The organism is Rhizobium sp. TBD182, assembly GCF_001950375.1.
In the GTDB taxonomy this organism is placed as follows: Bacteria; Pseudomonadota; Alphaproteobacteria; order Rhizobiales; family Rhizobiaceae; genus Agrobacterium; species Agrobacterium tumefaciens.
In genome coordinates this window covers 207,938-232,298 of the sequence record NZ_BDLN01000002.1, presented here as the reverse complement: position 1 = coordinate 232,298, position 24,361 = coordinate 207,938, and the positions used below count along the sequence as shown (strand labels likewise).

19 protein-coding genes are annotated in these 24,361 nt (G+C 59.2%); 6 read left to right on the top strand and 13 right to left on the bottom strand.

Annotated features, from left to right (window positions below; all coding sequences use genetic code 11):
- Nucleotides 1–74: 74 nt before the first annotated feature.
- A complete protein-coding gene (locus T18_RS09840) occupies nt 75–830 on the bottom strand; it encodes a gamma-glutamyl-gamma-aminobutyrate hydrolase family protein (RefSeq protein WP_003510988.1) in 756 nt (251 codons plus the stop codon).
- A gap of 304 nt (nt 831–1,134) precedes the next feature.
- Between T18_RS09840 and T18_RS09835 the strand changes: the two genes are divergently transcribed.
- Nucleotides 1,135–2,232, top strand: a complete 1,098-nt coding sequence (locus T18_RS09835) for a TRAP transporter substrate-binding protein (RefSeq protein WP_003510986.1) — start codon at nt 1,135–1,137, stop codon at nt 2,230–2,232.
- Nucleotides 2,233–2,545: 313 nt separating this feature from the next.
- On the opposite strand, the gene T18_RS09830 is transcribed toward T18_RS09835, so the two are convergent.
- Nucleotides 2,546–4,027: a TRAP transporter large permease gene (locus T18_RS09830; protein ID WP_003510985.1), complete on the bottom strand. Its 1,482-nt coding sequence runs from the start codon at nt 4,025–4,027 to the stop codon at nt 2,546–2,548.
- Nucleotides 4,028–4,059: 32 nt separating this feature from the next.
- The gene (locus tag T18_RS09825; RefSeq protein WP_003510982.1) at nt 4,060–4,599 is read right to left on the bottom strand and encodes a TRAP transporter small permease subunit; all 540 of its coding nucleotides are present in this window, start codon (nt 4,597–4,599) and stop codon (nt 4,060–4,062) included.
- Between the two features lie 415 nt (nt 4,600–5,014).
- Between T18_RS09825 and T18_RS09815 the strand changes: the two genes are divergently transcribed.
- Both T18_RS09815 and T18_RS09810 read left to right on the top strand, forming a co-directional pair.
- The gene (locus T18_RS09815) at nt 5,015–5,239 is read left to right on the top strand and encodes an aa3-type cytochrome c oxidase subunit IV (protein WP_003510978.1); all 225 of its coding nucleotides are present in this window, start codon (nt 5,015–5,017) and stop codon (nt 5,237–5,239) included.
- Between the two features lie 82 nt (nt 5,240–5,321).
- Nucleotides 5,322–5,855, top strand: a complete 534-nt coding sequence (locus T18_RS09810; RefSeq protein WP_003510976.1) for a hypothetical protein — start codon at nt 5,322–5,324, stop codon at nt 5,853–5,855.
- A gap of 62 nt (nt 5,856–5,917) precedes the next feature.
- Here the strand turns inward: T18_RS09810 and T18_RS09805 are convergent, their stop codons facing one another.
- Nucleotides 5,918–7,171, bottom strand: a complete 1,254-nt coding sequence (locus T18_RS09805; protein WP_003510975.1) for an NAD(P)/FAD-dependent oxidoreductase — start codon at nt 7,169–7,171, stop codon at nt 5,918–5,920.
- Nucleotides 7,172–7,502: 331 nt separating this feature from the next.
- Here T18_RS09805 and T18_RS09800 point away from each other — a divergent pair, with 331 nt between their 5' ends.
- Complete coding sequence (locus tag T18_RS09800) at nt 7,503–9,239, top strand: methyl-accepting chemotaxis protein (protein WP_003510974.1); 1,737 nt, start codon at nt 7,503–7,505, stop codon at nt 9,237–9,239.
- Nucleotides 9,240–9,309: 70 nt separating this feature from the next.
- On the opposite strand, the gene T18_RS09795 is transcribed toward T18_RS09800, so the two are convergent.
- The 8 genes from T18_RS09795 to T18_RS09760 all read right to left on the bottom strand — a co-directional run bounded on the left by T18_RS09795 (nt 9,310) and on the right by T18_RS09760 (nt 19,068).
- The gene (locus T18_RS09795) at nt 9,310–10,629 is read right to left on the bottom strand and encodes an LLM class flavin-dependent oxidoreductase (RefSeq protein ID WP_003510972.1); all 1,320 of its coding nucleotides are present in this window, start codon (nt 10,627–10,629) and stop codon (nt 9,310–9,312) included.
- Nucleotides 10,630–10,647: 18 nt separating this feature from the next.
- Entirely contained in the window at nt 10,648–11,994 is a 1,347-nt protein-coding gene (locus T18_RS09790; RefSeq protein WP_003510970.1) for an MmgE/PrpD family protein, read from the bottom strand.
- Nucleotides 11,995–11,998: 4 nt separating this feature from the next.
- Complete coding sequence (locus T18_RS09785; RefSeq protein WP_003510968.1) at nt 11,999–12,799, bottom strand: amino acid ABC transporter ATP-binding protein; 801 nt, start codon at nt 12,797–12,799, stop codon at nt 11,999–12,001.
- 12 nt (nt 12,800–12,811) lie between these two features.
- Nucleotides 12,812–13,594: an amino acid ABC transporter permease gene (locus T18_RS09780; RefSeq protein ID WP_003510967.1), complete on the bottom strand. Its 783-nt coding sequence runs from the start codon at nt 13,592–13,594 to the stop codon at nt 12,812–12,814.
- Complete coding sequence (locus T18_RS09775) at nt 13,591–14,334, bottom strand: amino acid ABC transporter permease (RefSeq protein ID WP_003510965.1); 744 nt, start codon at nt 14,332–14,334, stop codon at nt 13,591–13,593. The genes T18_RS09780 and T18_RS09775 overlap by 4 nt, the downstream gene beginning before the upstream one ends.
- A gap of 202 nt (nt 14,335–14,536) precedes the next feature.
- A complete protein-coding gene (locus T18_RS09770) occupies nt 14,537–15,376 on the bottom strand; it encodes a transporter substrate-binding domain-containing protein (RefSeq protein ID WP_003510963.1) in 840 nt (279 codons plus the stop codon).
- A gap of 268 nt (nt 15,377–15,644) precedes the next feature.
- Entirely contained in the window at nt 15,645–17,933 is a 2,289-nt protein-coding gene (locus T18_RS09765) for an NADP-dependent malic enzyme (RefSeq protein WP_003510961.1), read from the bottom strand.
- A gap of 160 nt (nt 17,934–18,093) precedes the next feature.
- The gene (locus tag T18_RS09760) at nt 18,094–19,068 is read right to left on the bottom strand and encodes a LysR family transcriptional regulator (protein WP_038495798.1); all 975 of its coding nucleotides are present in this window, start codon (nt 19,066–19,068) and stop codon (nt 18,094–18,096) included.
- Nucleotides 19,069–19,395: 327 nt separating this feature from the next.
- Here T18_RS09760 and T18_RS09750 point away from each other — a divergent pair, with 327 nt between their 5' ends.
- Both T18_RS09750 and T18_RS09745 read left to right on the top strand, forming a co-directional pair.
- The gene (locus T18_RS09750) at nt 19,396–21,825 is read left to right on the top strand and encodes a glucose/quinate/shikimate family membrane-bound PQQ-dependent dehydrogenase (RefSeq protein WP_003510957.1); all 2,430 of its coding nucleotides are present in this window, start codon (nt 19,396–19,398) and stop codon (nt 21,823–21,825) included.
- Nucleotides 21,826–22,091: 266 nt separating this feature from the next.
- On the top strand, nt 22,092–23,522 hold the full coding sequence (locus T18_RS09745) for a mannose-1-phosphate guanylyltransferase/mannose-6-phosphate isomerase (RefSeq protein ID WP_003510955.1): 1,431 nt from the start codon (nt 22,092–22,094) through the stop codon (nt 23,520–23,522).
- Between the two features lie 86 nt (nt 23,523–23,608).
- Here T18_RS09745 and T18_RS09740 read toward each other — a convergent pair whose 3' ends face one another.
- The gene (locus tag T18_RS09740; protein WP_003510953.1) at nt 23,609–24,307 is read right to left on the bottom strand and encodes a CPBP family intramembrane glutamic endopeptidase; all 699 of its coding nucleotides are present in this window, start codon (nt 24,305–24,307) and stop codon (nt 23,609–23,611) included.
- Nucleotides 24,308–24,361 lie beyond the last annotated feature (54 nt).

Here is a 24,361-nt window from a genome sequence, read left to right as displayed (position 1 = left end):
GCAGGCCTTCAGGCTTGCCCCTTTTTTGTCCTATCGACAAGGACCTGAATGGCCTTGGAGGGGAGGGGTCGGGTTCAGGTCTTGCTGTTCCGGTACTCGTGAACTGCCTTGCCGAAAGCTTCGAACAAAGCGCGCGAGGGTGCGTCTGTCTCGGCCCAATATTCCGGGTGCCATTGCACACCAACGGCAAAGCCCTTGACATCGATGACGGAGACGGCCTCGATCGTGCCGTCTGCCGCCGTCGCCTCCACCTGCAGGCGTGGCGCGGTCTCGGCAATTGCCTGCCGGTGCAGCGAATTGATCTGGATTTCTCCCGACACGCCAAGATGCTGCGCAATGCAGGAGCCTTCGCGCACATGCACCGGCTGGCGGATGGCGAAGGCCACGTCGCGGTCCTCATGTTCCGGCTTGCGGTGGTCCCATATTCCGGGCTGTTCTTGAATTTCGGAAGCAAGCGTGCCGCCCAGCGCGACGTTCAGCTCCTGAATGCCGCGACAGATGGCAAGCATCGGAATGCCGCGCTCCAACGCCCGGCGGATCAGCGGCAGGCTGGTGGCGTCGCGGGCTGGATCGAACGGGCCGTCACTCTCCTGTGCCTCTTTTCCATAAAGAGAAGGGTGAACATTGGTGGCCGAGCCGGAGACGAGCAGGCCATCGACCCGGTCGAGGATGGCATCGACCTCATTGCCGTCCTCAAAGGCCGGAACGATGAAGGACATGACATCAGCCACCTTCAGCGCCGCGGAAAGATACTGGTTCTGCGCGGCGTGCCAGTCGGCTCCGGTGAAATGCCGGATGTCGGCGGGGACGGCGATAATCGGTTTTGGCATGGTGGCTCCGGGGGCGAATCTTCGAAAATTTGTGCGACTGCAAGCGGGCCAAGTCAAGCATGTGTTTCGTCCTCGGAACGCAATATATGCGGCTAAAGTATAAGGCGGCGTCGCGATATTTCAGTTGCAAATAAAATAGCGAAGAGGCCGCCGAAAAAATCCTGATATGGCTGGTTTTCCGGCAATTAATTCTTGGCGCGGGTGCTTGTCAGCTGGGCGGTAACCGTGCTTACTTTGCTGCGATGCCTGAACAGCACGAGGGGAATTCAAGCTGCGGGCAGCGTTGATATCTGGGAGGATATAGATGGATCGCCGTTCCTTTATGAAAAAAGGTGCGCTGGCGGGGGCTGCTGCGACAGCCTTGGCTGCGCCCGCAATTGCACAACAGAATACCAAGATCACCTGGCGACTGACGTCGTCGTTTCCGAAGTCGCTCGATACAATCTATGGCGGCGCCGAGGATATTGCCAAACATGTGGCGGCCGCTACCGACGGCAATTTCACCATCCAGCCCTTTGCTGCTGGCGAAATCGTGCCCGGCCTGCAAGCAGCCGATGCCGTATCATCGGGTACGGTGGAAATGTGCCATACCTGCTCCTATTATTACGTCGGCAAGGATCCGACCTTCGCTATCGGCACGGCGATACCGTTTGGTCTTAATGCCCGCCTGACCAATTCCTGGTTCTACGAAGGCAACGGCAACAAGCTGCTCAACGAGTTTTACGCCAAGCATAATCTCTACGGCATGATATCAGGCAATACCGGCGCCCAGATGGGCGGCTGGTTCCGCAAGGAAATCAACACCGTCGACGATTTCAAGGGTGTGAAGATGCGCATTGCCGGTCTTGCCGGCAAGGTGGTGGAAAAGCTCGGCGTGGTCCCGCAGCAGATCGCTGGCGGCGATATCTATCCGGCGCTGGAAAAAGGCACTATTGATGCCGCCGAATGGGTTGGTCCGTATGACGACCACAAGCTCGGTTTCCAGAAGGTGGCGAAATATTATTATTACCCGGCCTTCTGGGAAGGCGGACCGGTCATCCATTCCTTCGTCAATCTGGACAAGTGGAACAGCCTGCCGAAGAACTACCAGACGGTGCTGCAGGATGCCTGCGCTTTCGCCAATACCAGCATGATGGCGAAATACGACGCGAAAAACCCGATCGCCATCAAGCAGCTGGTTTCGGAAGGTGCGGTGCTGCGGCCCTTCAGTCAGGAAATCCTCGAGGCCTGCTATAAGGCAGCGTTGGAAGTCTATGCCAATATTTCAGCAACCAACCCGGACTTCAAGAAGATCTACGAGGATCAGGTCGCCTTCAAGCGCGAAGGTTACCTGTGGATGCAGCTTGCGGAATATACTTTCGATACTTTCATGATGATCCAGCAGCGTAACGGCAAGCTCTGATTATTCGGTGCGGCGGACCGGACAAAAGCCTCGGGGACTTCGGTCCCCGGGGTTTTTGTTGTGCCGTCGCGCCTGCATCCGCCCGATAGGAAAGGGCGATTGACGATCAGGGCTGTCGGAATCAAAAGCAACAGGCTCAGTGACCAGGCGCAGTCTCGGCAAGGATTGGCCACGCTGACCTCGGAAAAACCGGACAGGCTGGTCGATGACTGTCAGGTTCAATTTCCACACAGAGTAAATGGAAGGCAGGGGTGCAACCCTGTCTTCCACTCAGCAATGATAAGTTCTCCGAAAAATCCGTAAAAGACGCCGGTTAAGGCCCGATCTTCGGTGGTTCACCGAGGTTAGGCATGCCTGGCAACCCACCCGGCTGGCCTCCTGGCAGGCCGAAATTGGGCATGGTGTTGCCGCCCTGATTGCCGAACGCAGGCACTTCGATCTTTATGGAGTTGAGGTCCACCTGGGGTGCTTTGTCCAACCAGTAGGTGACGGATTCCGGCCAGAAGATCACGATGGCGACGAGGATGAGCTGCATGCCGAGCCAGGGAATGGCACCCATGTAGATATCCGAGGTCTTGACCGTGCGCGGCGCGATTGAGCGCAGGTAGAACAGCGCGAAACCGAAGGGCGGGTGCATGAAGCTGGTCTGCATGTTGATGCAGATCAGCACGCCGAACCAGATCAGGTCGATGCCGAGCGCCTGCGCGATGGGTGCGAGCATCGGGATGACGATGAAGGCGATCTCGAAGAAATCGAGGAAGAAGGCGAGGAAGAAGATGAAGATGTTGACGAAGATCAGGAAGCCGATCGGGCCGCCCGGAATGCCCGACAACATGTGCTCGATCCACAGCGAACCGTCCATGCCCTGAAAGACGAGGGAAAAGCAGGTGGCGCCTACCAGAATGAACACCACCATGGACGTGATGTGCATGGTGGAATGCATACCCTGCTTGACGAGATCCCAGGTGAGGCGGCGGTGGGCTGCGGCCAGCGCCATGGCGCCGACGACGCCGAGCGCGCCGGCTTCCGTTGGTGTTGCAAGGCCGAGGAAGATGGTGCCGAGCACGAGGAAGATCAGCACGATGGAGGGCACCATGCCCGCCAGCACGCGAAATACCAGTGCACGGTTGAGTTCGCCCCGCGCTTCTGGCGGCAAAGCAGGCAAATCCTTCGGCCGCACGATCGACATGAACAGGATGAAGAGCATGAAGATGGCGACTTGCAGGATCGACGGGCCGATTGCGCCGAGATACATGTCGCCGACGGATTTGCCGAGCTGGTCGGCAAGAACGATCAGCACGAGCGAAGGCGGAATGACCTGCGTGATGGTTCCCGACGCGGCGATGACGCCGGTGGCGAGGCGCGGATTGTAACCGTATTTCAGCATGATCGGCAGCGAGATGACGCCCATGGTGATGACGGAGGCGGCAACCGTGCCGGTGATCGCGCCAAGGATTGCGCCGACGATAATGACGGCATAGGCGAGGCCGCCTGGAATGGCGCCGAACAGCTTGCCCGTGCCTTCAAGCAAATCTTCGGCAAGCCCGCATCGCTCCAGGATCGCGCCCATGAAGGTGAAGAAAGGAATGGCGAGCAGCAGGTCGTTCGAGACGATGCCGAAGATGCGCAGCGGCAAGGCCTGAAGGAAGGCCGGCGAAAAATGCTCGGTGAAGATGCCGATGACGCCGAAAACCAGACCGACGGTGGCAAGAGAGAAAGCAACCGGAAATCCGTAGAGCATGAAGATGATCATGCCGAGGAACATCAGTGGCGGAAGAATTCCATATTCGAACATGGGAAATATCCTGAAGGTTCAGATCGCGGCGATCATTGCAGGGGTTTTTCGTACTTCGTATCGAGCGCATAAAGCCCGTTGAGGGCGCCGATGCGCTTGATGAGTTCGGAAAATCCCTGAAGAACCAGAAGGGCGAAACCGGCGAAGATGATGAGTTTCACCGGCCAGCGGATCAGCCCGCCGGCATTGGAGGACATTTCGTTCTGATGCCAGGAAAGCATGAACATCGGCCAGGAAAGCCAGGCCAGATAAAAGCAGGCGGGCATGAGAAAAAGTACGATGCCGATGATGTCCACCCACAGGCGCGTGCGAGACGAGATAGCCCCGTAGATGATGTCCACCCGCACATGTTCGTTCATGCGCAGCGTGTAGGAGGCACCCACCAGCACGATGAAGGCAAACATGTACCACTGGATTTCGAGCCAGCCGTTTGAACTATAGTTGAAGGTATAACGCACCATGGCGTTTCCGGCGCTGACGAGGCAGCAGACAAGCACCAGATAACCGGCGACCTTGCCCAGAGCTTCGCTGACAAGGTCGATCAGCGCACTTAATTTCAAAAGCGGTTTCATGACTTTCCCCTCTTCCCTTGCCGGGCCCTTTGCGGGTTATGGTGGCAAGCAAGCCGGTCGGCCATCGTGACGGGCACGCCTCCACGCGTATCCGCACAGCCAAATTCCGGCGTTCCTCCCCACAGAATCCAGTGTATGGGCAGGCTGTCCGAAAAGCAACCGAAACCACTATTAAACCGGCCGCATGGCCGCCGTTTTCAACCGTTTACAAAGGAATGTTGCACGACGGCACGCTTTGCACGGCATACCGTTTGCCCCGCTTGTCATCGATGTTCTTTCGTGTGGAACGCATTGCACTTTTCGCCGACTTCATGTTACCTCTGGCTCCGGAGAATCCGGCATGGGCCCGTTATCGTCCGCAGGGCAAATTGTCTTGTGCGGCGGGTATGGCGGATGGAGCAGAAGGGGAAGCGGAATGAGCGAACACCACACAGGTCCGGTCGAAGTTGGCGCCGAGATGAACTACGCCGAGCATGAAAAGACCTACAACGCTTTTCTTGCCATGACGAAGTACGGCACGATGCTGGTCTGCGTGCTGATGCTGGCCATGGTCGCGGGTTTCTTTACGTCCGTGGGTTTCCTTGGCGGCCTTATCGTTTTCCTCGTGCTTTCGGCTGCGGGTTTCATTCTGCTGCGCTGAGCAACGCTGTTCACAAGCGTTTCGCGGCGCGGACGTTGCGATGCCGTGCAACCGGCAAGCCCAAACCTGGAAAGGCGAAACAATGAAACGCCTGTTTTCCTGGCTGTTATTGCTGGAGGTGATGTCGCATCCCGCTTTGTCGCGCGATCTTTTGCCGTCTGAGCAAGACAAGCTGCAAACACAGATAGAGCGGTTCAGCGCCGCCTTGAATGCGCAGGATTTTGATTTTGTCGGCCGGACGGTGCCGCCGAAAATCTTTGAATTCATTGCAAACGACGCGGGTGTTTCCGTCGGGCAGTTGCGTAGCGCTCTGACCACGCAGATGCAAATGGCGCTTGCAGCAGTCAAGATCACCGAATTCACCATGGACACGGCGGCGATCAGTGTGCAGCAGACGCCTGATGGAACGCCCTATGCGCTCGTTCCGACGAAAACGGTGATGGAAACCGGCGGCCAGACGATCGAAGCGAAATCCCATACCCTGGCGCTTATCGACGGTACGCAATGGTATTTGCTGCGTGTGAGCGATCAGCAGCAGGTGACGATCCTGCGAAAGGTCTATCCGTCCTTCGCCACGGTGGAGTTTCCGGAAGATTCCGTACAGCAGGTGAAATAGCGCGCAGGCGTCCGCTTAAACCGTAGAAACTCTAACAGGCTTGAAACCGGATTTCCGCATTTTCAGGAAAAACGCCCCGGACGGAACGGATCGACCGATATTGCGGTCTCCTCGCCGTTTGCCAGTTGCGTCACGAGGCGGGCGGTAGCTGCCGATTGCGTCAGCCCCAAATGACCATGGCCAAAGGCATAGATGACGGAAGGTGTGGTGCGCGCCGTGCCGATGACGGGAAGACAGTCCGGCATCGAAGGGCGGAACCCCATCCATTGCTGGCCGCCTTCAACCTTGAGACCGGGCAGGAAACGACCGGCTTTCTTGAGCATGGCCTCGGATCGTTTGAAATTCGGTTTCAACTCCAGACCGCCCAACTCGACTGCGCCGCCAACGCGGATGCCGGAAGATAGCGGTGTAACGACAAAACCGTGGTCGTTGAAATAAAGCTGGCGCGTGAGGTTGAAGGCGCCGGCGGGCAGGGTGGTGTTATAGCCGCGTTCGGTTTCCAGCGGCACGATGTTGCCAAGTGTTGCGGCAAGCGGCTTGGACCACGCGCCGCAGGCGATCACCACCTTGTCGGCGTCGATCTTGTCGCCGTTTTCCAGGGTCACGATCGTACTTTCGCCGACGGCGTCGATGCGTTCTGCCTCGCCCTTGCGCAGCTTTCCGCCACGGGCGATCACCAGGTCGAAAATGGCACGGGTGAAGTCGTAGGGATCGGAGACCTGCAAGCCATCAGGCGAGAACATGGCGTGGCGGAATTGCGGGGCAAGACCCGGCTGCAATTCGTCTATCTCGTTGCGGGCGACACGCTTGGAAGAGAAGCCTGCCTGTTCCTTTTCATCCCAGTCCTTGCGGGCAGCGTTGAGGCTGGCTTCGCTGTCGTAAAGATCGAGCGTGCCGGTTTTCGCGACAAAGTGCGAGAGCTCCGGCATGGCGGCGACATGGGCCATTTCGGTGGCGGACAGCCGGTTGATCTCGCTGAGCGTTCTCAGGCCGTGGCGAAAGTTGCGCTCAGCGCTGGCGCGCCAGAAACGCCACAGCCACGGCGCGATCTTCGGCGCATAAGCAGGCGGCACACTGAGCGGGCCAAGCGGATCGAAAAGCCAGCGCGGTGCTTTTCTCATGATGCCGGGGGCGGGAATGGGGATGATTTCGGGAAAGGCGAGGATGCCGGCATTACCGGAGCTCGCGCCCCGGGCAACTTCACCGCGCTCCAGAAGAAAGACCTCACGCCCGGCATTTTGCAGGTAAAGCGCCGCCATGGAACCGATAATGCCGGTGCCGATCACCAGCACGTCGCATTTCAGGGTTTTGGTCATCGGCGCTCCTGCAACACAAATCTTTCAAGCCCGCCATAACAATGAATGCCGTACCGATGAAAGCCCGTATCGCTCTGCGGCGGCAGAAATATCAGCACTGTGGCAAATAAGCGGTTCTCATCCGGTGCGGACGGGTTGGTAAAGGCAGCTCGGTCTGAAGTATTCTTGCCAACAGTTTCGGTCATTGCACCAATAGTTATGGGTCATCATTAATTGCTATTTAACAGTGTCCGGCTAGGTTTCGCGTACACGCAGACCGATCCTTTATTTTCATCTCCTTGGCATCGAGGAGGAAAGGTCCGCATACAAGTTATGTTGGGAGTTCAAAGACATGTCTCAATTTTTCAAACTCGGTACGGACGCATCTGCGGTACTTGATGCCCTAAGCCGCTCGCAAGCCATCATTGAGTTCGATCTGACTGGCAAAATTCTGAAAGCGAACGACAATTTCTGCAAGGCGGTCGGCTATCAGCAATCAGAAATCATCGGACGCCCCCATAGCATGTTCCTGTCTCCCGAAGATGCAGCGTCACCCGAATACAAGGCCTTCTGGGCGAAACTCTCACGCGGCGAATACGATCAGGGCCAATATCGGCGGCGGTCGAAAACCGGCGACGACATCTGGATTGAAGCCTCCTACAATCCGGTTTTTCGTTTCGGCAAACCTTACAAGGTGGTCAAGATCGCTTCCGATATCACGGCGACGAAGCGCCGAAGCACCGAGGATAACGGCAAGCTGGCAGCGCTTTCGCGTGCGCAGGCGATGATCGAGTTCACTCCCGAGGGGAAAATTCTCTCCGCGAATGAGAACTTCCTGACAGCGCTCGGCTACACGGCGGAAGAGATCGTCGGCAATCATCATTCGATGTTTTGCGAGCGTGGCTACGTGCAGTCCGAAGAGTACCGCAATTTCTGGAAGGATCTTTGTAAGGGAGAGTTCTCGACCGGTCAGTTCATGCGGCTCGGCAAGAACGAAAAACGCGTCTTCATCCAGGCGTCCTACAACCCGATCATCAACGAGCGGGGAAAAGTCGTCAAGGTGGTGAAATTCGCCTTCGATGTAACGGACCGCGTCCATGCGGTGGAAGAACTGGGCGCTGCGCTTGAGCGTCTTTCCCAGTGCAACATCCGCGTCACGCTCGACAAGCCTTTCGTGGGTGAGTTCGAGGGGCTGAGACGGGATTTCAACAAGTCCATCGCCGAATTCCAGAAAACCCTGGAAAATGTTCTTGGGCAGACCGATGACCTGACCAGAAGCAGCCAGGAAGTCAGCGAAGCCTCTGTTCATCTCGCCGAAAGATCGCGTGAGCAGGCCGTGGCGCTGGAGGAAACCTCGGCGGCGCTGGAAGAAATCACCGCGACCGTACGGGCATCGACGGAAAACACCAAGGAAACCCGAAAACTCGTTCAGAGTGCGCGGACGTCAACGGCGGCTTCCACGGAAGTGGTTGGGCGTACCGTCAACGCCATGCAGCGCATCGAGACGGCATCGCGGGAAATCAGCCAGATTATCGGCGTTATCGACGAAATCGCCTTCCAGACCAACCTTCTTGCCCTGAATGCAGGCGTCGAAGCCGCGCGCGCGGGCGATGCCGGCAAGGGTTTTGCGGTCGTGGCACAGGAGGTGCGCGAACTTGCGCAACGCTCCGCCAGTGCCGCCAAGGAAATCAAGGCGCTCATCAACAATTCCGGCACCGAGGTTATGGAAGGCGTGCGGCTTGTTGGCGAGACGGGTGAGGCGCTGAAGCAGATCGATGCGCTGGTGAAGCACATTGACGGCAATGTCGATATGATCGCCAAGGCCGCCGATGAACAGGCCTTAGGCATCAGCGAAATCAACCGCGCAGTCAACCAGCTCGACCGGATGACGCAGGAAAACGCGGCGATGAGCGCGCGCACGACCGCCATTAGCGCTACACTTGCCCAGGGTGCGGATGTGCTGGCGCAACTGGTCAGCCTGTTCAAATTGAACCGCCGCGCGACCCAGCGCGACGACGGGGCATCCATTTCATCCAACTCGTCGCGGACGAGCCACAGTGTGAAACTGTCGGGAAGGAAAGCAGCCTGACGGATCGGCGACAGCCTGCTTCCACGTGAGCCTCTTGTCATGCGGATGCCCGTCGCCGGGCATCCGTTTTTTATGCCCGCAGGGCAGGCCTGTTGATGCCGAGATGGTCGCGCAACGTCGAGCCTTCGTATTCCTTGCGGAACAGGCCACGTTCCTGCAAGAGCGGCACGACTTCGCGGTTGAATTCTTCCAACCCACCGGGGAAGAAGGGCGGCATGACGTTGAAGCCGTCTGCCGCGCCGTTCTCGAACCACTCCTGCATGCGATCCGCAACGTCCTTGGCCGTGCCCATGACGATATGGTGGCCACGACCAGCTGCAACGCGCAGCGCCAGTTCACGGATCGTCAACTTTTCGCGGCGCGCCAGTTCTGTCAAAAGTTCGGCGCGGCTGCGCAACTGGTCGGAAATAGGCAGGTCCGGTAGCGGGCCGTCGAGATCGTACTCGGTAAGGCTATGGCCGATGCGTTCCTCAAGCAACGGCATGGCGCTCTTGATGTCGGTCCAGCGGTTCAGCTCCTTCAGCTTTTCGCCGGCTTCTTCGAAGCTCTTGCCGATGATGGGCATGAAACCGGGCATCACGGCAACGCTTGCGGGATCGCGGCCGAATTTCTCCACTCGCGCCTTTAGGCTGGTGTAGAAGGCCTGCGCCTCGGAAATGGCCTGCTGGGCTGTGAAGACGATATCGGCAGTGCGGGCGGCGAGATCCTGCCCCGGGCCGGAGGAGCCGGCCTGAATGAGAACCGGGTGACCCTGCGGCGAACGCGGAATGTTCAGCGGCCCCTTCACCGTGAAATATTTGCCTTCGTGATCGAGAATGTGGACCTTCTGCGGATCGACGTAGCGGCCGCCTTCCTTGTCCTTGACGAAGGCGTCGTCGTCCCAGCTGTCCCACAGGCCACGCACGACGTTCACATATTCTTCCGCAACGGCATAACGCTCGTCATGCTCAGGATGGCTCTTGGAGAAGTTCGCCGCCGTGCGGGCATAGGAGGTGGTAACGATGTTCCACGCCGCACGCCCGTGGCTGAGATGGTCGATGGAGGCGAAGGCGCGTGCGGTGTGGTAGGGCTCACCATAGGTTGTGGAGGCGGTGGCGGCCAGTCCAATCTTGTTTGTCACCATGGCAAGCGCCGCAAGCAGGGTAAGCGGCTCGAAACGGGCGATCATCGAGGGATGGGCGTCGACGCCGCTTGTGAGGCCATCGGCCAGAAAGACCATGTCGAACTTGGCATCTTCGGCCATTTTCGTGACACGGGTCAACAGGTCGAAATTCTCGCTGCCGGCTTCCGCATCCGGGTGACGCCAGCCGGAAACGTGGTGGCCGGCTCCTTGCAGGAACAGGCCAAGATGCATCTGTCTTTTGCGGGTATTCGTGGTCATGGTGATCATGCCTTTATTTCAGTCGTGTTATATTTGCGTTGCCAGAAGCGCTTCTAGCTTCTTGAGGTCGGCTGAGGTTTTCATGGTCCGCACCAGTGCCGGAATTCCGGCGAATTTTTCATTGCCGCCGGTGGCGTCGGCAAATTTTTCCGTGGGGTCATCAATGCCGGGAAGACCGTCAATGCGGCGCGACAGCACCGTGCCATCCTTTCTCGTCACGTCGATGACCACGAAACGGGTGGTAGGATCCGGCGAGAGGCGGCGGGCGGTCTCGTCGTGCCGGCGCGAGACTTTTGCGGAAAGTCCAAGCAGGTCGGCGCGTGCAGGGCTTTCGTCGAAATGGCTGATGCCGAGTGCGCCATCCGTCAGTGCGGCGGCGAAGACATATTCGGCGCTGAAACGCGCATCGATGCCCGTGGCGGGTGTGGCCGAACCCACAAGAGCGGCATCGCCTCCCGGGGGAAAGGTGATGACGACAGTTTCGATTTCATCTGGTGCCAGATCATTTGCGCTGCGCAGTGCAAGCGCACCAACGGCAACAGGGTGGCTGGCGGTGCAGCAGGGAAATGCCTTGAGCGTCAATCCGGGAGAGACGATCTGCCAGGGTGTACCCCAGCCGGACAGGAGCCGTTTCGGCTGTTCCGCGCCAAAGGCGAAGGCGGAATAAAAGCCGATAGGGTTTTCCAGAAAATCCGGCGCACCCTGAAAACCTGATCTTGCCAGCCGCGCGGCGGTGAGGCCAGCGCGTGTCGCAAGCCCGGCATGCAGTGGCTTCGCATCATAACCAAATTGCAGGCGAAGTCCCGCAGACTGCGTGGCGGCAAGGCCGAGAGCGATAGCGGTCGTCTGCGGGGTGAATTTCAGAAGATGGGCAATGGCCGCCGCCGCACCGATGGGGCCGAGGGTCGCGGTGGCGTGGAAGCCATTTTCGTAATGCTTGGTACCGAGCGACAGGCCAAGCCGCGCCATGGTTTCCAGCCCGACAATATAGGCGGCGATAAATGCATCCGCCGTAGAGCCTTCCTCGACCGCAACAGCCAATAGAGCGGGAACGATGGCGACGGTGGGGTGGCCACGCACACTGCCATGGACGTCGTCATAATCCAGCACGTGCCCCGCATGACCATTGATGAGTGCGGCGGTGAAAGCATCCGTGCGCAGATCATGGCCGACAATGCCCGCCGTGCCGGATGTGCCTGACGTAAAGCTGTCGATGAGGATTTTCGTGCTTCGGTCGGAAGCGCCACCCAGCACACAGGCAAAAAAGTCGATCAGCGCCGTGCGGGCGATCGTCACAGTCTCTTCGTCGCGGAGCGGATCAGAGGCGGCGATGGCTTCTGCCAGATGAAGGGTGAGTTTTTCATCGGAGGTCATGGCGTCAGATCCCTTCGCCGTCGGCGACCCGTGCCACCTGTCCGCCGAGACCCTTTACGAAGGCGTTGATACGCGGATTGGTCGACTTGTAGAAGATGTGCTCCGGCGTGCCCTGATCAACGATCAGGCCGTTTTCCGTGAAGACGATATTGTCGCTGATTTCCTCGGCGAAGCGCATTTCATGGGTCACGAGAATGCTGGTCATGCCGTCATTGACGAGATCGCGGATGACGGCGAGCACTTCGCCCACGGTTTCCGGATCAAGTGCGGAGGTAACTTCGTCAAACAGCACCAATTCAGGCCGCATGGCAAGCGCGCGGGCAATGGCCACACGCTGCTGCTGGCCGCCGGACAGCTGACCGGGATAGGCATCCACCTTCTGCGACAGGCGGACTTTTTCCAGCAATTCGCGGGCATGACGCTCGGCTTCCGCCTTCGGCGTGCCGAGGATTTTAATCGGCGCGATGGTGATATTTTCCATGACAGTCAGATGCGGGAAGAGGTTGAACTGCTGGAAGACAATGCCGATGCGCTTGCGCAGCATTATGCGCTCAGCTTCCGTTTTCAGCTGATCGACGCGGGTGCCCCCCACGGTGATCTTGCCAGATTGCGGAATAAGCAGGCCGTTGATGCAGCGCAGGATCGTGGATTTGCCCGAGCCGGAAGGGCCGATGATGGAGACGGCGTCGCCCTTGTTGACGGTGAGATCAATGCCTTTGAGCACTTGATTGTCGCCGAAGGACAGGTGCACGCCTTCCAGTTCAACCAGAGCTTTGGCGGCGGTTTGGGGGGCGGATGCGGACATGGTGTATTCCAATCAGCGGGAAGCGAAGCGCCGTTCAAGGCGCTGCGTGAAACGGGACACGGGATAGCAGAACAGGAAGAACGCCATCAGGACGGTGAGATAGACCACGACGGTGAAATCGTTGCGCTGCACGGCGGTACTGGCATCGGTTGCGGCGTGGAGGAGCTCATGCACGCCGACCAGCGAGGCAAGCGCCGTGCCCATGGTGATGGAGGCGTAAAGGTTCATCCACGGCGGCAGCGAGCGCTTCACGCATTGCGGCAGGATGATCCAGCGCAGCGTCTGGTTGCGCGAAAACCCGAGGCCCTGCGCCGCTTCCCATTGTGCGGTGGGAATGGACTGGATGGCGCCTCGGGTGATTTCGGCGATGTGGGCGCTAGCCGGAATCGCAAGCCCGACCACGGCCTTAATCCAGTCTGGAAACGGAATGTAGTTGCCGAAGGCGACGATCTCGAAGGGGAAGATGTAGGTCGCGGCGAAAATCAGCACCAGATGCGGGGCGTTGCGGAAGATTTGCACGTAGGTGAGCGCCGGCGCGCGCACGAGGCGATAGGGCGCAAGCTCCATGATGCCAAGCAAGACGCCGATGATGGTGCCGATGGCAATCGCCAGGATGCTGATCAGCACATTCATTGCAAAACCCTTGCCGAGATAGGGCAGCCATTCCAGCAGCACCTGTCCGAGCGAGGGATCGAGAACCAGCCACAGCACGACGGCAACCAGCACGCCGCACAGAAGAATGGTGCCGAAAGGCAGCTTCTTCGCCGCCTGTGTTGGAGAGACAACCGCGCTCATTGACCGAACCCCGGAACCGCAAGACGCCGCTCAAGCCACAGGCCCGCCCTTGCGACGATGAAATTGATGACACTGAAAAAGATGAGGATCACCAGCATCAGTTCGACCACATTGTCGCGCTGCGTCCAGATCAGGATCGAGGCATAGGTGATTTCACCGACCGCAATCGCCGAACCGACGGTGGTGAGCTTCACCAGATTGATGAGATTGTTGATTATGGAAGGAAGTGCCGTGCGAATTGCCAGCGGAAATTCCACGTAACGTAAAATCTCGAAAGAGCTGAAACCGATGGCGCGTGCCGCCTCGATGGTGGTAGCCGGCACCGCCTCGATACCGCCGCGCAAGGCTTCCGCGTGGAAAGCGGCAACGTGCAGGCCGGTGATGGCGACGACCCAGAAGAACGGTGTGAGCGGATTGTTCTGCGCGCCGCCGAGCGCGTTTGAAATCAACATGTTGAGCACAAGGAAACCACACATCAGCTGCACCAGCGTCGGCGTGTTGCGCGTCAATTCCACATAGGCGCGCACCGGACCGGCGAGCCAGCCTTTGCCTGACGTGAGCATGGCGGCGAAAATGAAGCCGAAAACGAGGCTGAGCGGCAGGGTGACGGCGACGAGGATGAGCGTCATCTTCATGCCGTCGAGCCATATCTGAACCTCGTAGCCGCTGTTCAGAAAGTCATAGTTGAGGCCTATATGCGCGGCCAACTCTATGAAACGCGCTGTAAATCCATCCTGCATCGGATATCCATGCTGTTGTCGCGGCTGCCGCCCGGCAGGCGGTGCCAGAATGACCTGTCTTGCTATAAAGCAGAAAAGAACGGCGGGCGAAACCGGCCGTTCTCAGTGGTGAGGGAAATCTCCGTGATGGCAGATGCCCCTACGACATGCCGGTCCCCCGGACCAGGTCCGGGGTGACAGAGCAAGCGGGATTGCCCAGCCTTTACTGCGCCGCGGAGAGCTTCGTCTTCTGCTCTTCCATGAAGCCGATGCTCGGCAGGCGGTTGGCCTTGGCGAATTCGATCATTTTGCCGGAAGCGTGCAGCTCCTTGACGATCTTGTCGAGCGCAGCCTGCGTGTCGGCCTCGCCCTTGCGCAGCCAGATGACGGAGTCAGAAGGGATAAGGTCGGTGGGGATCAGGATGCCGTAATCCTTCCACTCATCGGCGCGGTCCTGAAGCATCAGGCTCAGCGTGCCGTTGACGTGCACGGAGACATCGCAATTGCCGCCCTTCAGCGCGAGCAGCGATTCAGGCTGGCTCGGCAACGCCTTTACCTGCGCGCCATATTGCTCGATCAGCGGCTGGGTGTAGTTGGAGCCCTGCGACACGCAGGCAATCTTGCCCTTCAGGTCTGGCCAGTCCTTGATGCCCGAGTCCTTTCGGCCGATGGCTGCGCCGCCCTGGCGGTCATAGGGGGTGGGCACGTAATCGAGCGTTTTGGCGCGCTCTTCCGTGTACTGCATGTTGGCGATCAGAATATCAACCTTGCCCTGCTGCAGGAACTGCACGCGGTTGGGCGGGGTCACGGTTTCGGTCACCAGCTCCACACCGAGACCGGCGGCCAGCGCCTTGGCGACGTCGATGTTGAGGCCCTTCTGCTCCTGCGTCTTCGGATCGATGAAGCCGAAAGGCGCGCCAGACAGGATGACGCCGACGGTGAGCTTGCCGCGACCCTTGATACGGTCGAGCGTCGCATCCGCGTGAGCGGCGGTGGCCATCGAAGCGATGACGACGGTTCCGGCGATGAGTTTTGCGGCAAATCTGGAGAAGGAGAGGGCCATGGGTATTTCCTTTTGGTTGTGGGTGGAAACTACATGAGGCGTCCGTCGAGAGCGAGAATTGGCGTTGCGCAAAAAATCGTATAAATAAAATCGTGTTCCAATAAGTTCTCTGGTGAGAAAAAATAACCTAATAATTTGAAATCGTAGAATCTTGTTCTTACGGCGGCGGGGTTCGGCGCTTTGGAATATCCTCGCCACAGGGGCGAGGATATGTTGGCTATGCCTGGGCATTTTGAGCGCCCTTCTCCCGAAGAGCGCTCCCACATCGTTACCGACCGGCGTTATAGGCCGCGATCGCCGCCATATTGACGATGTCGCTGTCCTTGGCACCCATCGAGGTGATCTGCACCGATTTGTCGAGGCCGACGAGAAGCGGGCCGATGACGGTCGCGCCGCCCAGTTCCTGTAGCATCTTGGTGGAGATCGAGGCGGAATGGATGGCGGGCATGACCAACACGTTGGCCGCGCCGGAAAGGCGGGCAAAGGGATACTGGCTCTGCATGCGATGATGGTTCAGCGCCACATCGGCCGACATTTCCCCGTCGACCTCAAAATTGACGTTGCGCTTGTCGAGGATTTTCACCGCTTCGCGCACCTTGTCGGAGCGTTCGCCAACCGGCTGGCCGAAGGTGGAATAGGCGAGCATCGCCACACGCGGTTCGTAGCCGAAACGGCGGGCGAGACCGGCTGCTTCTTCGGCGATATCGGCAAGGTCTTCGGCGGACGGCATGTCGTGCACAGCGGTATCTGCCACGAAGACCGTTCGGTTGCGCGACACGACCAGAGAAACGCCGATGACACGGTGGCCGGGTTTGGTGTTGATGCAGCGGCGGATATCCTCGAGCGCCGTGGAATAGTTGCGGGTAACGCCGGTGACCACGGCGTCCGCATCGCCCATCGCCACCATGCAGGCGGCGAAATGGTTACGGTCGTTGTGGATCAGGCGCTGCACGTCGCGCAGCAGGAAGCCGCCGCGCTGCAAACGCGCATAGAGATAATCGACATAGGCATCGACGCGGCTGGAAAGGCGGGCATTGGTGATCTCTATATTGGCGCGGTCGAGATCGATGCCGGCACGCTCCGCATTGGCCTTGATGATGTCGTCACGGCCGAGCAGGATGGCGGTGCCAAGCCCCTGCGCGGTAAACGAGATCGCTGCGCGCATCACCTGTTCTTCTTCCGCTTCGGCGAAAACGACCCGCTTCGGAGAGCGGCGCACACGCTCGTAAAGGCGCTGCGTGGTCGACGCCATGGGGTCGCGGCGGGCGGAAAGCTCGCGGGCATAGGCATCGAGATCGGGCAATTCGCGGCGAGCGACGCCGGTTTCGATGGCGGCCTTGGCCACGGCCACCGGAATTGCCGAGATCAGTCGCGGATCGAAGGGAACGGGAATGATATATTGCGATCCGAAGCGCGGGCGGTTGCCCTGATAGGCGGCGGCCACATCATCCGGCACATCCTCGCGGGCAAGATCGGCCAGTGCCTGTGCAGCGGCAATCTTCATTGCGTCGTTGATCTGGCTTGCACGGACATCGAGCGCGCCGCGGAAGATATAGGGAAAGCCGAGGACGTTGTTGACCTGGTTCGGATAATCCGAACGCCCCGTCGCCATGATGGCGTCGTCGCGGATGCGGGCGACTTCTTCCGGGGTGATTTCCGGGTCAGGGTTGGCCATTGCGAAAATGATCGGCTTTGGCGCCATGGAGCGGATCATCTCTTCGGTGAAGGCACCCTTCTGCGACAGGCCGAAGACGACATCCGCGCCCTTCATGGCCTCAGTCAGCGTGCGGTTGTCAGTCTTTACCGCATGGGCGGATTTCCACTGGTTCATGCCTTCGGTGCGGCCCTGGTAGATCACGCCCTTGGTGTCGCAAAGCGTGATGTTTTCGGGGTTGAAACCCATGGCCTTGATAAGGTCCATGCAGGCGATGGCAGCAGCACCTGCGCCGTTACAGACGAGCTTCGTCGTCTTGAAGTCTCGGCCTGTCAGTTCGATGGCGTTGATGAGACCGGCGGCGGCGATGATGGCGGTTCCGTGCTGGTCGTCATGGAAAACGGGAATGTCCATCAGCTCGCGCAGGCGGCTTTCGATGATGAAACATTCCGGCGCCTTGATGTCTTCCAGATTGATGCCGCCGAAAGAGGGGCCAAGGTAACGCACGCAATTGATGAATTCGTCGGCGTCTTCGGTATCGACCTCGAGATCGATGGAATCCACATCCGCAAAGCGCTTGAACAGAACGGACTTGCCTTCCATGACAGGCTTGGAGGCGAGCGCGCCGAGATTGCCGAGACCGAGGATCGCCGTGCCGTTGGAGATCACTGCTACCATGTTGCCGCGTGTCGTATAATCGTAAGCGGTCGCCGGATTTTCGGCGATGGCTTTCACCGGCACGGCCACTCCCGGCGAATAGGCAAGCGACAGATCCCGCTGAGTCGCCATCGGCTTGGTCGGGGTGATTTCCAGTTTCCCCGGTCTGCCTTGCGCGTGGAAATCCAGTGCTTCCTGATCTGTAACCGATGTTCTGGGGCTGGCGGGCTTCGTCGTGTCGGACATGGGCTGAGTGTGCTTTCGTGTCGATAACAGTGCAAAAATATCCGTCGTTGTTATTGTATTTTTCGCGCGCGTGCCAAGCGTTGAATGTTGTTCAGTGCAGCAAATTTAGCCGTGGCGAAATTTGTGTCCGATTCAATCGATTAAGTGTGTATTGTCGGCATTATAGGTGGGACTGGTAGGCCTGCCGTACCATATTCACGAAGGCCTCCACGTGGAGGGCAAGCGGACCGCGTCTGACGACCAGCACGCTATCTGACCAGGCATCGGCGCTTTCGAGCGGCACACCTGTGATGCCCCTTGTGGAGCGCACGGTGCTTTCCGGCAGAATGGAAATTCCCGCGCCAGCTTCGACGAGGGCAAGGATGGTGTTGACGTTGGCGATGCGCATACCGATTTCCGGCTCACAGCCTGCATCCTCGAAAAGGGAAAGCGCGCTGCTGCTGAGCCCCAGGCCGATCTCGTCCACCGGCAACAGCAATTTTTCCTGCACGATATCGACAACCGAAACTCTGGGGCGGGAGGCGAGCGGATGGCGCTCCGGCAGGGCGACGCACAGTTTGGAGCGGTCGAAGGGCATGGCCCGCAAGCTCTGCGGCAATTGGGGCAGGGGTGCGCGAATGAAAGCGACGTCTGTCTTGCGCGTCGCCACCTGCTCGATCAATTGTTCCATCGTCATGCCGGGCAGGAGTTCAAGCGTCACCTCCCTGTGGTTGTTGCCATAGCGGGTGATCAGCGCCGGCAATTTTCGTTCCGCCATTACACTGGTGCCGAAGCCGATGCGCAGCGTGCCGAGTTGGCCGCGCCTGATCTGGTGTGCCTTTTCCAGCGCCCCCTTGGTGCGGGCAAGAATTTCCTCCGCATCGAGCAGCATCGACTGCCCAGCCGGCGTAAGTTCCACACCACGGTTGACACGGAGGAAAAGCTTGAAGCCCAGATTCTCTTCCAGTTGCCGGATACGCTGCGTTACGGCCGGTTGGGCGATGCCCAGCTGCAAAGCGGCCGCGCGGAAATTTTTGGCCCTTGCGGCTTCCACAAAAATGGCGAGCTGGCGAATATCCATCGGCGGAGAGGTCTTTGTGTTGTAGGTGTTGATATGGTATAAGCGCAGCTTATCAAAAATGCCCGTCTTGCGCATTGTCATCTTGTCGCAGGCGACGTTATACCGCACCGAGGTTTCGGTCGCCCAGTGCCCGCATGCGGGCCTCTGCGATACGAACTTGGGAGGATTTGTTCGAGCACATTGTCCGCCGTCCATTGGGGCCGGCGATAAACTGCAGTGAATGGGTCAACATGACAGTCACCACGGAAGTCTCCCGCACCATTGTTCCCCATTTCGCCTCGTCGCCTTCAGCGCATCTTCGCTCAGCCGTAAGTACGGCGGACTGTCTGGCCTGGGCCGGGCATTGAAAGATCATCGGGCGTCAGCCTTCGCGGCGGCTCTCCTAACCGGATATTTAATTTCATGAGTAAACCAGCAACCTCAACGTCGCTTGCAGCCAGATTATGGCTCTTCGTGCTCGGCGCCGTCATTGTCGCTGCGGGACTGTTCTTCGCCATTGGCGGCGGGCAGCTCGCAACACTCGGCGGCAGCCTCTATTTCGTCTTGGCGGGTATCGCGCTGATCGTCTCCGGCTTGCTTATTCTCCTGCGCAAGCCTGCCGGCGCGCTCCTGTTCGGCCTTGTCTTCATCGTTAGCGGTGTTTGGGCAGTGTGGGAAGCCGGACTGCACTTCTGGCCGCTCATCTCCCGCCTGCTGGCGTTGGGCGTGGGCGCCATGGTGGTTGCGCTCTCCTATCCGCTGCTGCGGCGCGCGGCTGGCAAGACGCCTGCTTACGGCGCGTCCTTTGCCCTTGCTGGCGTTCTGGCCATTGCGTCCGCTGCCGGTTTTGCCGGCATGTTCGTGCCGCATCCGACCGTCGCCTTCAAGGGTGAGGTTGCTGCACTGACGCCGGTAACGCCGGAAAAAGAGCAGAAGAACTGGGAACATTACGGCAATACGGCGGGCGGCAGCCGCTTTGTTGCGCTTGACGAAATCAACCGCGATAACGTCAAGAACCTTGAGGTGGCATGGACCTATCGGACTGGCGACATCCCGATCAGCCCCGGCGCGAACGGTGCGGAAGATCAGGAAACGCCGCTTCAGGTCGGCGACACCGTGTTTGTGTGTACACCGCACAACAATGTCATCGCGCTCGACGCCGATACCGGCGCGCAGAAGTGGAAGACCGAAATCAACGCCAAATCCACCGTCTGGATGCGTTGCCGTGGTCTCGCCTATTTCGATGCCAAGGCGCCGCTGAAGCAGCCGACCGCTCCGGGCGCAACGCCTGTCACCCAGGCGATCGTAGCCGACGGCGCGCTTTGCCAGCGCCGCATTCTCATGAACACCATCAACGCGGAACTCATCGCGCTCGACGCCGACACCGGCGCGTTTTGCCCGGATTTCGGCACCAACGGCCGCGTCGATCTGAAGATCGGTCTTGGTGATGCGCCGGACCCGCAATATGTGCTGACATCGGCCCCCACACTGGCCGGCACCACCGTCGTGGTCGGCGGGCGTATCGCTGACAACGTACAGGTGGATATGCCTGGCGGCGTGATGCGCGGTTTCGACGTGGTGACGGGTGAGCTTCGCTGGGCTTTCGATCCCGGCAACCCTGAAATCACCAAACTGCCGCCCGAGGGCCAGACCTACACCCGTTCCACGCCGAACGTCTGGGCATCCATGTCCTACGATCCGGAGCTGAACACGGTCTTCATGCCGGTAGGCAGCCCCTCGGTCGATCTTTATGGCGCGACGCGCACACCGCTCGATCATAAATACGGCGCTTCCATGCTGGCGCTCGATGCCACGACCGGCCGCGAAAAGTGGGTCTACCAGACGGTTCATAACGACCTATGGGACTTCGACGTGCCGATGCAGCCGAGCTTCATCGATTTCCCGAAGGCTGACGGAACGACCGTTCCGGCTCTGGTCTTCGGCACCAAGGCCGGTCAGATCTATGTGCTGGACCGTGCGACTGGCCAGCCGCTGACCAAGGTGGAAGACGTTCCGGTCAAGGCCGGCAACATTCCGAACGAGCCATATGCACCAACGCAGCCGCGTTCGGTGGGCATGCCGCAAATCGGCGCGCAGACGCTGACGGAAGCCGATATGTGGGGTGCCACCCCTTTCGATCAGCTTCTGTGCCGTATCGCTTTCAAGGGCATGCGTTATGAAGGCCTCTATACGGCGCCGGGCACGGACCTCTCCCTCGCCTTCCCGGGCTCGCTCGGCGGCATGAACTGGGGCGGCATCTCGACTGACCCGACGACCAACACAATCTTCATCAACGACATGCGCCTCGGCCTGTGGATTGAGATGAAGGAAGCTGCTCCCACCAAGGCAACGGCAAGCGGCGGCGAAAGCGTCAATACCGGCATGGGCGTCGTTCCCATGAAGGGCACGCCCTATGCGGTGAACAAGAACCGTTTCCTGTCTGCTCTCGGCATTCCCTGCCAGGCTCCGCCCTATGGCTCGATGACTGCGATCGACATGAAGACGCAGCAGATCAAGTGGCAGGTTCCAGTCGGCACCGTTGAGGATACCGGTCCGCTTGGCATCAAGATGGGTCTGCCGATCCCGATCGGCATGCCCACGCTCGGCGGAACGCTTGCCACCCAGGGCGGTCTCGTCTTCATCGCCGGCACACAGGATTATTATCTGCGCGCCTTTGATACGGCGACCGGCAAGGAAGTCTGGAAGGCCCGCCTTCCTGTCGGCAGCCAGGGCGGCCCGATGAGCTACAAGTCTCCGAAGACAGGCAAGCAATATGTCGTCATCTCGGCCGGCGGTGCACGTCAGTCTCCTGACCGTGGCGACTACGTGATCGCTTACGCGCTGCCGAACTGATCCTGACAGGTCATCGCTCTGAAAACGGAAACCCGGGCCATTCGCCCGGGTTTTTCTTTGCGGCCTGTCAAAGCGACTGATCGCCTTTGCGCGGAACCTCACCCTGTGCGTCGCGTTAGCAAAACGGGTCCGACATTCACCAAGCTTTCACAAGGCGAACTTATGAGCTTGCGCTTATCCGCCCGTGAACCGATGATGGCAGCATTGGTAAATATGTATATTGTCCGGCCCGCCGGAAGTTTTTTAAAGTTGGAAAGGTTTTTATTGTGACGGAACAATCTCGAAAGATCACGCCGGTTCTTCTTGCTGGTGGGGCGGGATCACGGCTTTGGCCGGTATCGCGCGATCAGTTGCCCAAGCAGTTCCAGCCGCTGGTCGGCAATCTTTCGACCTATCAGCAGACACTCACGCGCGTGGCCGACAAGGCGCTTTATGCCGAGCCGCTGGTGATCACCAACGAGGATTTCCGCTTCTTCGCCCGCCGCCAGGCTGAGGAGATCGATCTTCCGGCGACGGTGGTTCTCGAACCCGCCCGCCGCGACAGTGCCGCCGCCATGGCCGCTGCCGCCGTGCTGGCCGAGCGCCGGGAGCCGGGATGCCTGGTGCTGGCGCTCGCCGCCGACCATGTGGTGCTGGATGCCGACAAATTTTCAGAGTCCGTGAGGCTTGGCGCCAGGGCCGCCGATCAGGGCAATATCGTCGTTTTCGGTCTGGTGCCAACCGAACCGCGCACCTCTTACGGCTACATCAAGCCTGGTGAAGCGATTGATGGTGAGGCTGACCTGAGCATCGTCGAGGCATTCGTGGAAAAACCGGATGTGAAGACGGCAATCTCCTATCTGGAGAAGGGGTATCTCTGGAACTCCGGCAACTTCCTGTTCCGTTCCGACGTGATGATTGCCGAACTCAAGGCATTCGCGCCGGAGATTCTTGCGGCAGTAACGCAGTCGGTCGAACAATATGAAAGCGACCTTGGCTTCGTGCGCCTGCATCAGGCGAGCTTCGAAGCCTCGCCGAAAAACTCCATCGACTATGCGGTGATCGAGAAGACCAAGCGCATGGCGGTGGTGCACGGCCATTTCCGCTGGTCGGATATTGGCAGCTGGGACGCGATCTGGGAAATCGCCGACAAGCACGGCAACGACAATGCGCTCGAGGGCGACGGCGTCTTCATCGATTCCGAGGGCTGCCTGATCCATTCCACGCAATTGCTGACGACCGTGGTGGGGGCAAAGGATCTGGTGGTGGTGGCTACCAAGGATGCGGTTCTGGTGGTGCCGAAAAACCGGGTGCAGGACGTGAAGGGCCTGGTGGAGACACTGAAGGATGGCGAACACGCGCCGCGGACGCAAGCGCACAGGCGAGTGTATCGTCCATGGGGTTACATCGAACATATGTATGTGGACGAGCGCTACCGCGTGGGCCACATCACGGTTGATCCTGGCCACCGCATCTCGTTCCAGAAACACTATCACCGCTCGGAGCACTGGATCATCGTCAAGGGCACGGCAACCGTAACGATTGGCGACGAAACCCGGCTGCTGACGGAAAACCAGTCCGTCTATATCCCGATTGGCCAACCGCACCGGCTTGCCAATGAGGGGCAGATTCCGCTTGAGTTGGTCGAAATCCAGACCGGCGCCTATCTTGGCGAAGACGACGTCATCCGCATCGAGGATGATTATAAGAGGCATTAGGACTGCTGCCCTCACAGAAGCGGCATTTTATCCCGGCCGGCGAGGCCGGGATGATAAATCCCTGACTTATCTGTCGGCTCGACGGATCAGGAGACAGTTGCATTCACGCAGTGGGCGAAAGCGTGGGAAAGCATCGCTGCTTCCAGCCCGCGACGCCAGAACAGCCACCCGAACATCAGTCCGGGGATAAAATTGCCGAGCATGACACTGACAATCAGCAATGGTTGCGGATGAACGGTAATGGCAAACAGAAAGGGCAGGTGGCCCACGGCAAAAAGGGCCGCTGCGATGACAATGGCAGTCCACAGCATGACCGGCTGGACTTGCCCCTTGCCCACTATTCGCCAGAGCACCCATGCGAATAATGTCATCAAGCCCCATCGGGTCAGCAGCTCCTCCGTTATGCCGCCATAGAGAAGCCGGGTGACAAGTGGGACTTCAAACGCCGCCATTTTTTCCATGGTTGCCGTATCGGTGAAGGCAGGCAGGATCACAGACGAATAAGCGATCATCAACAGGCCGACGAGAAGGCCCATCAGCAAAGCTGATGGGGCTTGCCTGCGCAAGACTTGCCCGAACCCGGTTCCTTTCAGCCAGGCATCGATCAGCGGAGTGCCGAGCCCGAGTTTGCCGGCGAGCGCTTGACCCGTCGCCACCGCAGCAATGATCAGGACTGCCGGCTGTACGAGCATCACAACCCGTATCGTGAAGGAAAGATCCTGTCCCGACGCCAACCGTTCGAACGGTGCGAGCAAAAGCGATAACACGCCCGCCAGACCGATCATCAAAAGAATGTGCCAACGTTTCACGATCGCTCACCTTATGTTTGCCCGTCCATG

What these genes read in the sequence shown, in the direction of transcription:
- T18_RS09800 (WP_003510974.1), top strand. Translation starts at nt 7,503, where the DNA reads ATGTCTCAATTTTTCAAACTCGGTACGGACGCATCTGCGGTACTTGAT.
- T18_RS09805 (WP_003510975.1), bottom strand. Translation starts at nt 7,171, where the DNA reads ATGACCAAAACCCTGAAATGCGACGTGCTGGTGATCGGCACCGGCATT.
- T18_RS09815 (WP_003510978.1), top strand. Translation starts at nt 5,015, where the DNA reads ATGAGCGAACACCACACAGGTCCGGTCGAAGTTGGCGCCGAGATGAAC.
- T18_RS09770 (WP_003510963.1), bottom strand. Translation starts at nt 15,376, where the DNA reads ATGGCCCTCTCCTTCTCCAGATTTGCCGCAAAACTCATCGCCGGAACC.
- T18_RS09835 (WP_003510986.1), top strand. Translation starts at nt 1,135, where the DNA reads ATGGATCGCCGTTCCTTTATGAAAAAAGGTGCGCTGGCGGGGGCTGCT.
- T18_RS09840 (WP_003510988.1), bottom strand. Translation starts at nt 830, where the DNA reads ATGCCAAAACCGATTATCGCCGTCCCCGCCGACATCCGGCATTTCACC.
- T18_RS09825 (WP_003510982.1), bottom strand. Translation starts at nt 4,599, where the DNA reads ATGAAACCGCTTTTGAAATTAAGTGCGCTGATCGACCTTGTCAGCGAA.
- T18_RS09790 (WP_003510970.1), bottom strand. Translation starts at nt 11,994, where the DNA reads ATGACCTCCGATGAAAAACTCACCCTTCATCTGGCAGAAGCCATCGCC.
- T18_RS09830 (WP_003510985.1), bottom strand. Translation starts at nt 4,027, where the DNA reads ATGTTCGAATATGGAATTCTTCCGCCACTGATGTTCCTCGGCATGATC.
- T18_RS09785 (WP_003510968.1), bottom strand. Translation starts at nt 12,799, where the DNA reads ATGTCCGCATCCGCCCCCCAAACCGCCGCCAAAGCTCTGGTTGAACTG.
- T18_RS09810 (WP_003510976.1), top strand. Translation starts at nt 5,322, where the DNA reads ATGAAACGCCTGTTTTCCTGGCTGTTATTGCTGGAGGTGATGTCGCAT.
- T18_RS09795 (WP_003510972.1), bottom strand. Translation starts at nt 10,629, where the DNA reads ATGATCACCATGACCACGAATACCCGCAAAAGACAGATGCATCTTGGC.
- T18_RS09740 (WP_003510953.1), bottom strand. Translation starts at nt 24,307, where the DNA reads ATGATCGGTCTGGCGGGCGTGTTATCGCTTTTGCTCGCACCGTTCGAA.
- T18_RS09765 (WP_003510961.1), bottom strand. Translation starts at nt 17,933, where the DNA reads ATGTCCGACACGACGAAGCCCGCCAGCCCCAGAACATCGGTTACAGAT.
- T18_RS09750 (WP_003510957.1), top strand. Translation starts at nt 19,396, where the DNA reads ATGAGTAAACCAGCAACCTCAACGTCGCTTGCAGCCAGATTATGGCTC.
- T18_RS09775 (WP_003510965.1), bottom strand. Translation starts at nt 14,334, where the DNA reads ATGCAGGATGGATTTACAGCGCGTTTCATAGAGTTGGCCGCGCATATA.
- T18_RS09780 (WP_003510967.1), bottom strand. Translation starts at nt 13,594, where the DNA reads ATGAGCGCGGTTGTCTCTCCAACACAGGCGGCGAAGAAGCTGCCTTTC.
- T18_RS09760 (WP_038495798.1), bottom strand. Translation starts at nt 19,068, where the DNA reads ATGCGCAAGACGGGCATTTTTGATAAGCTGCGCTTATACCATATCAAC.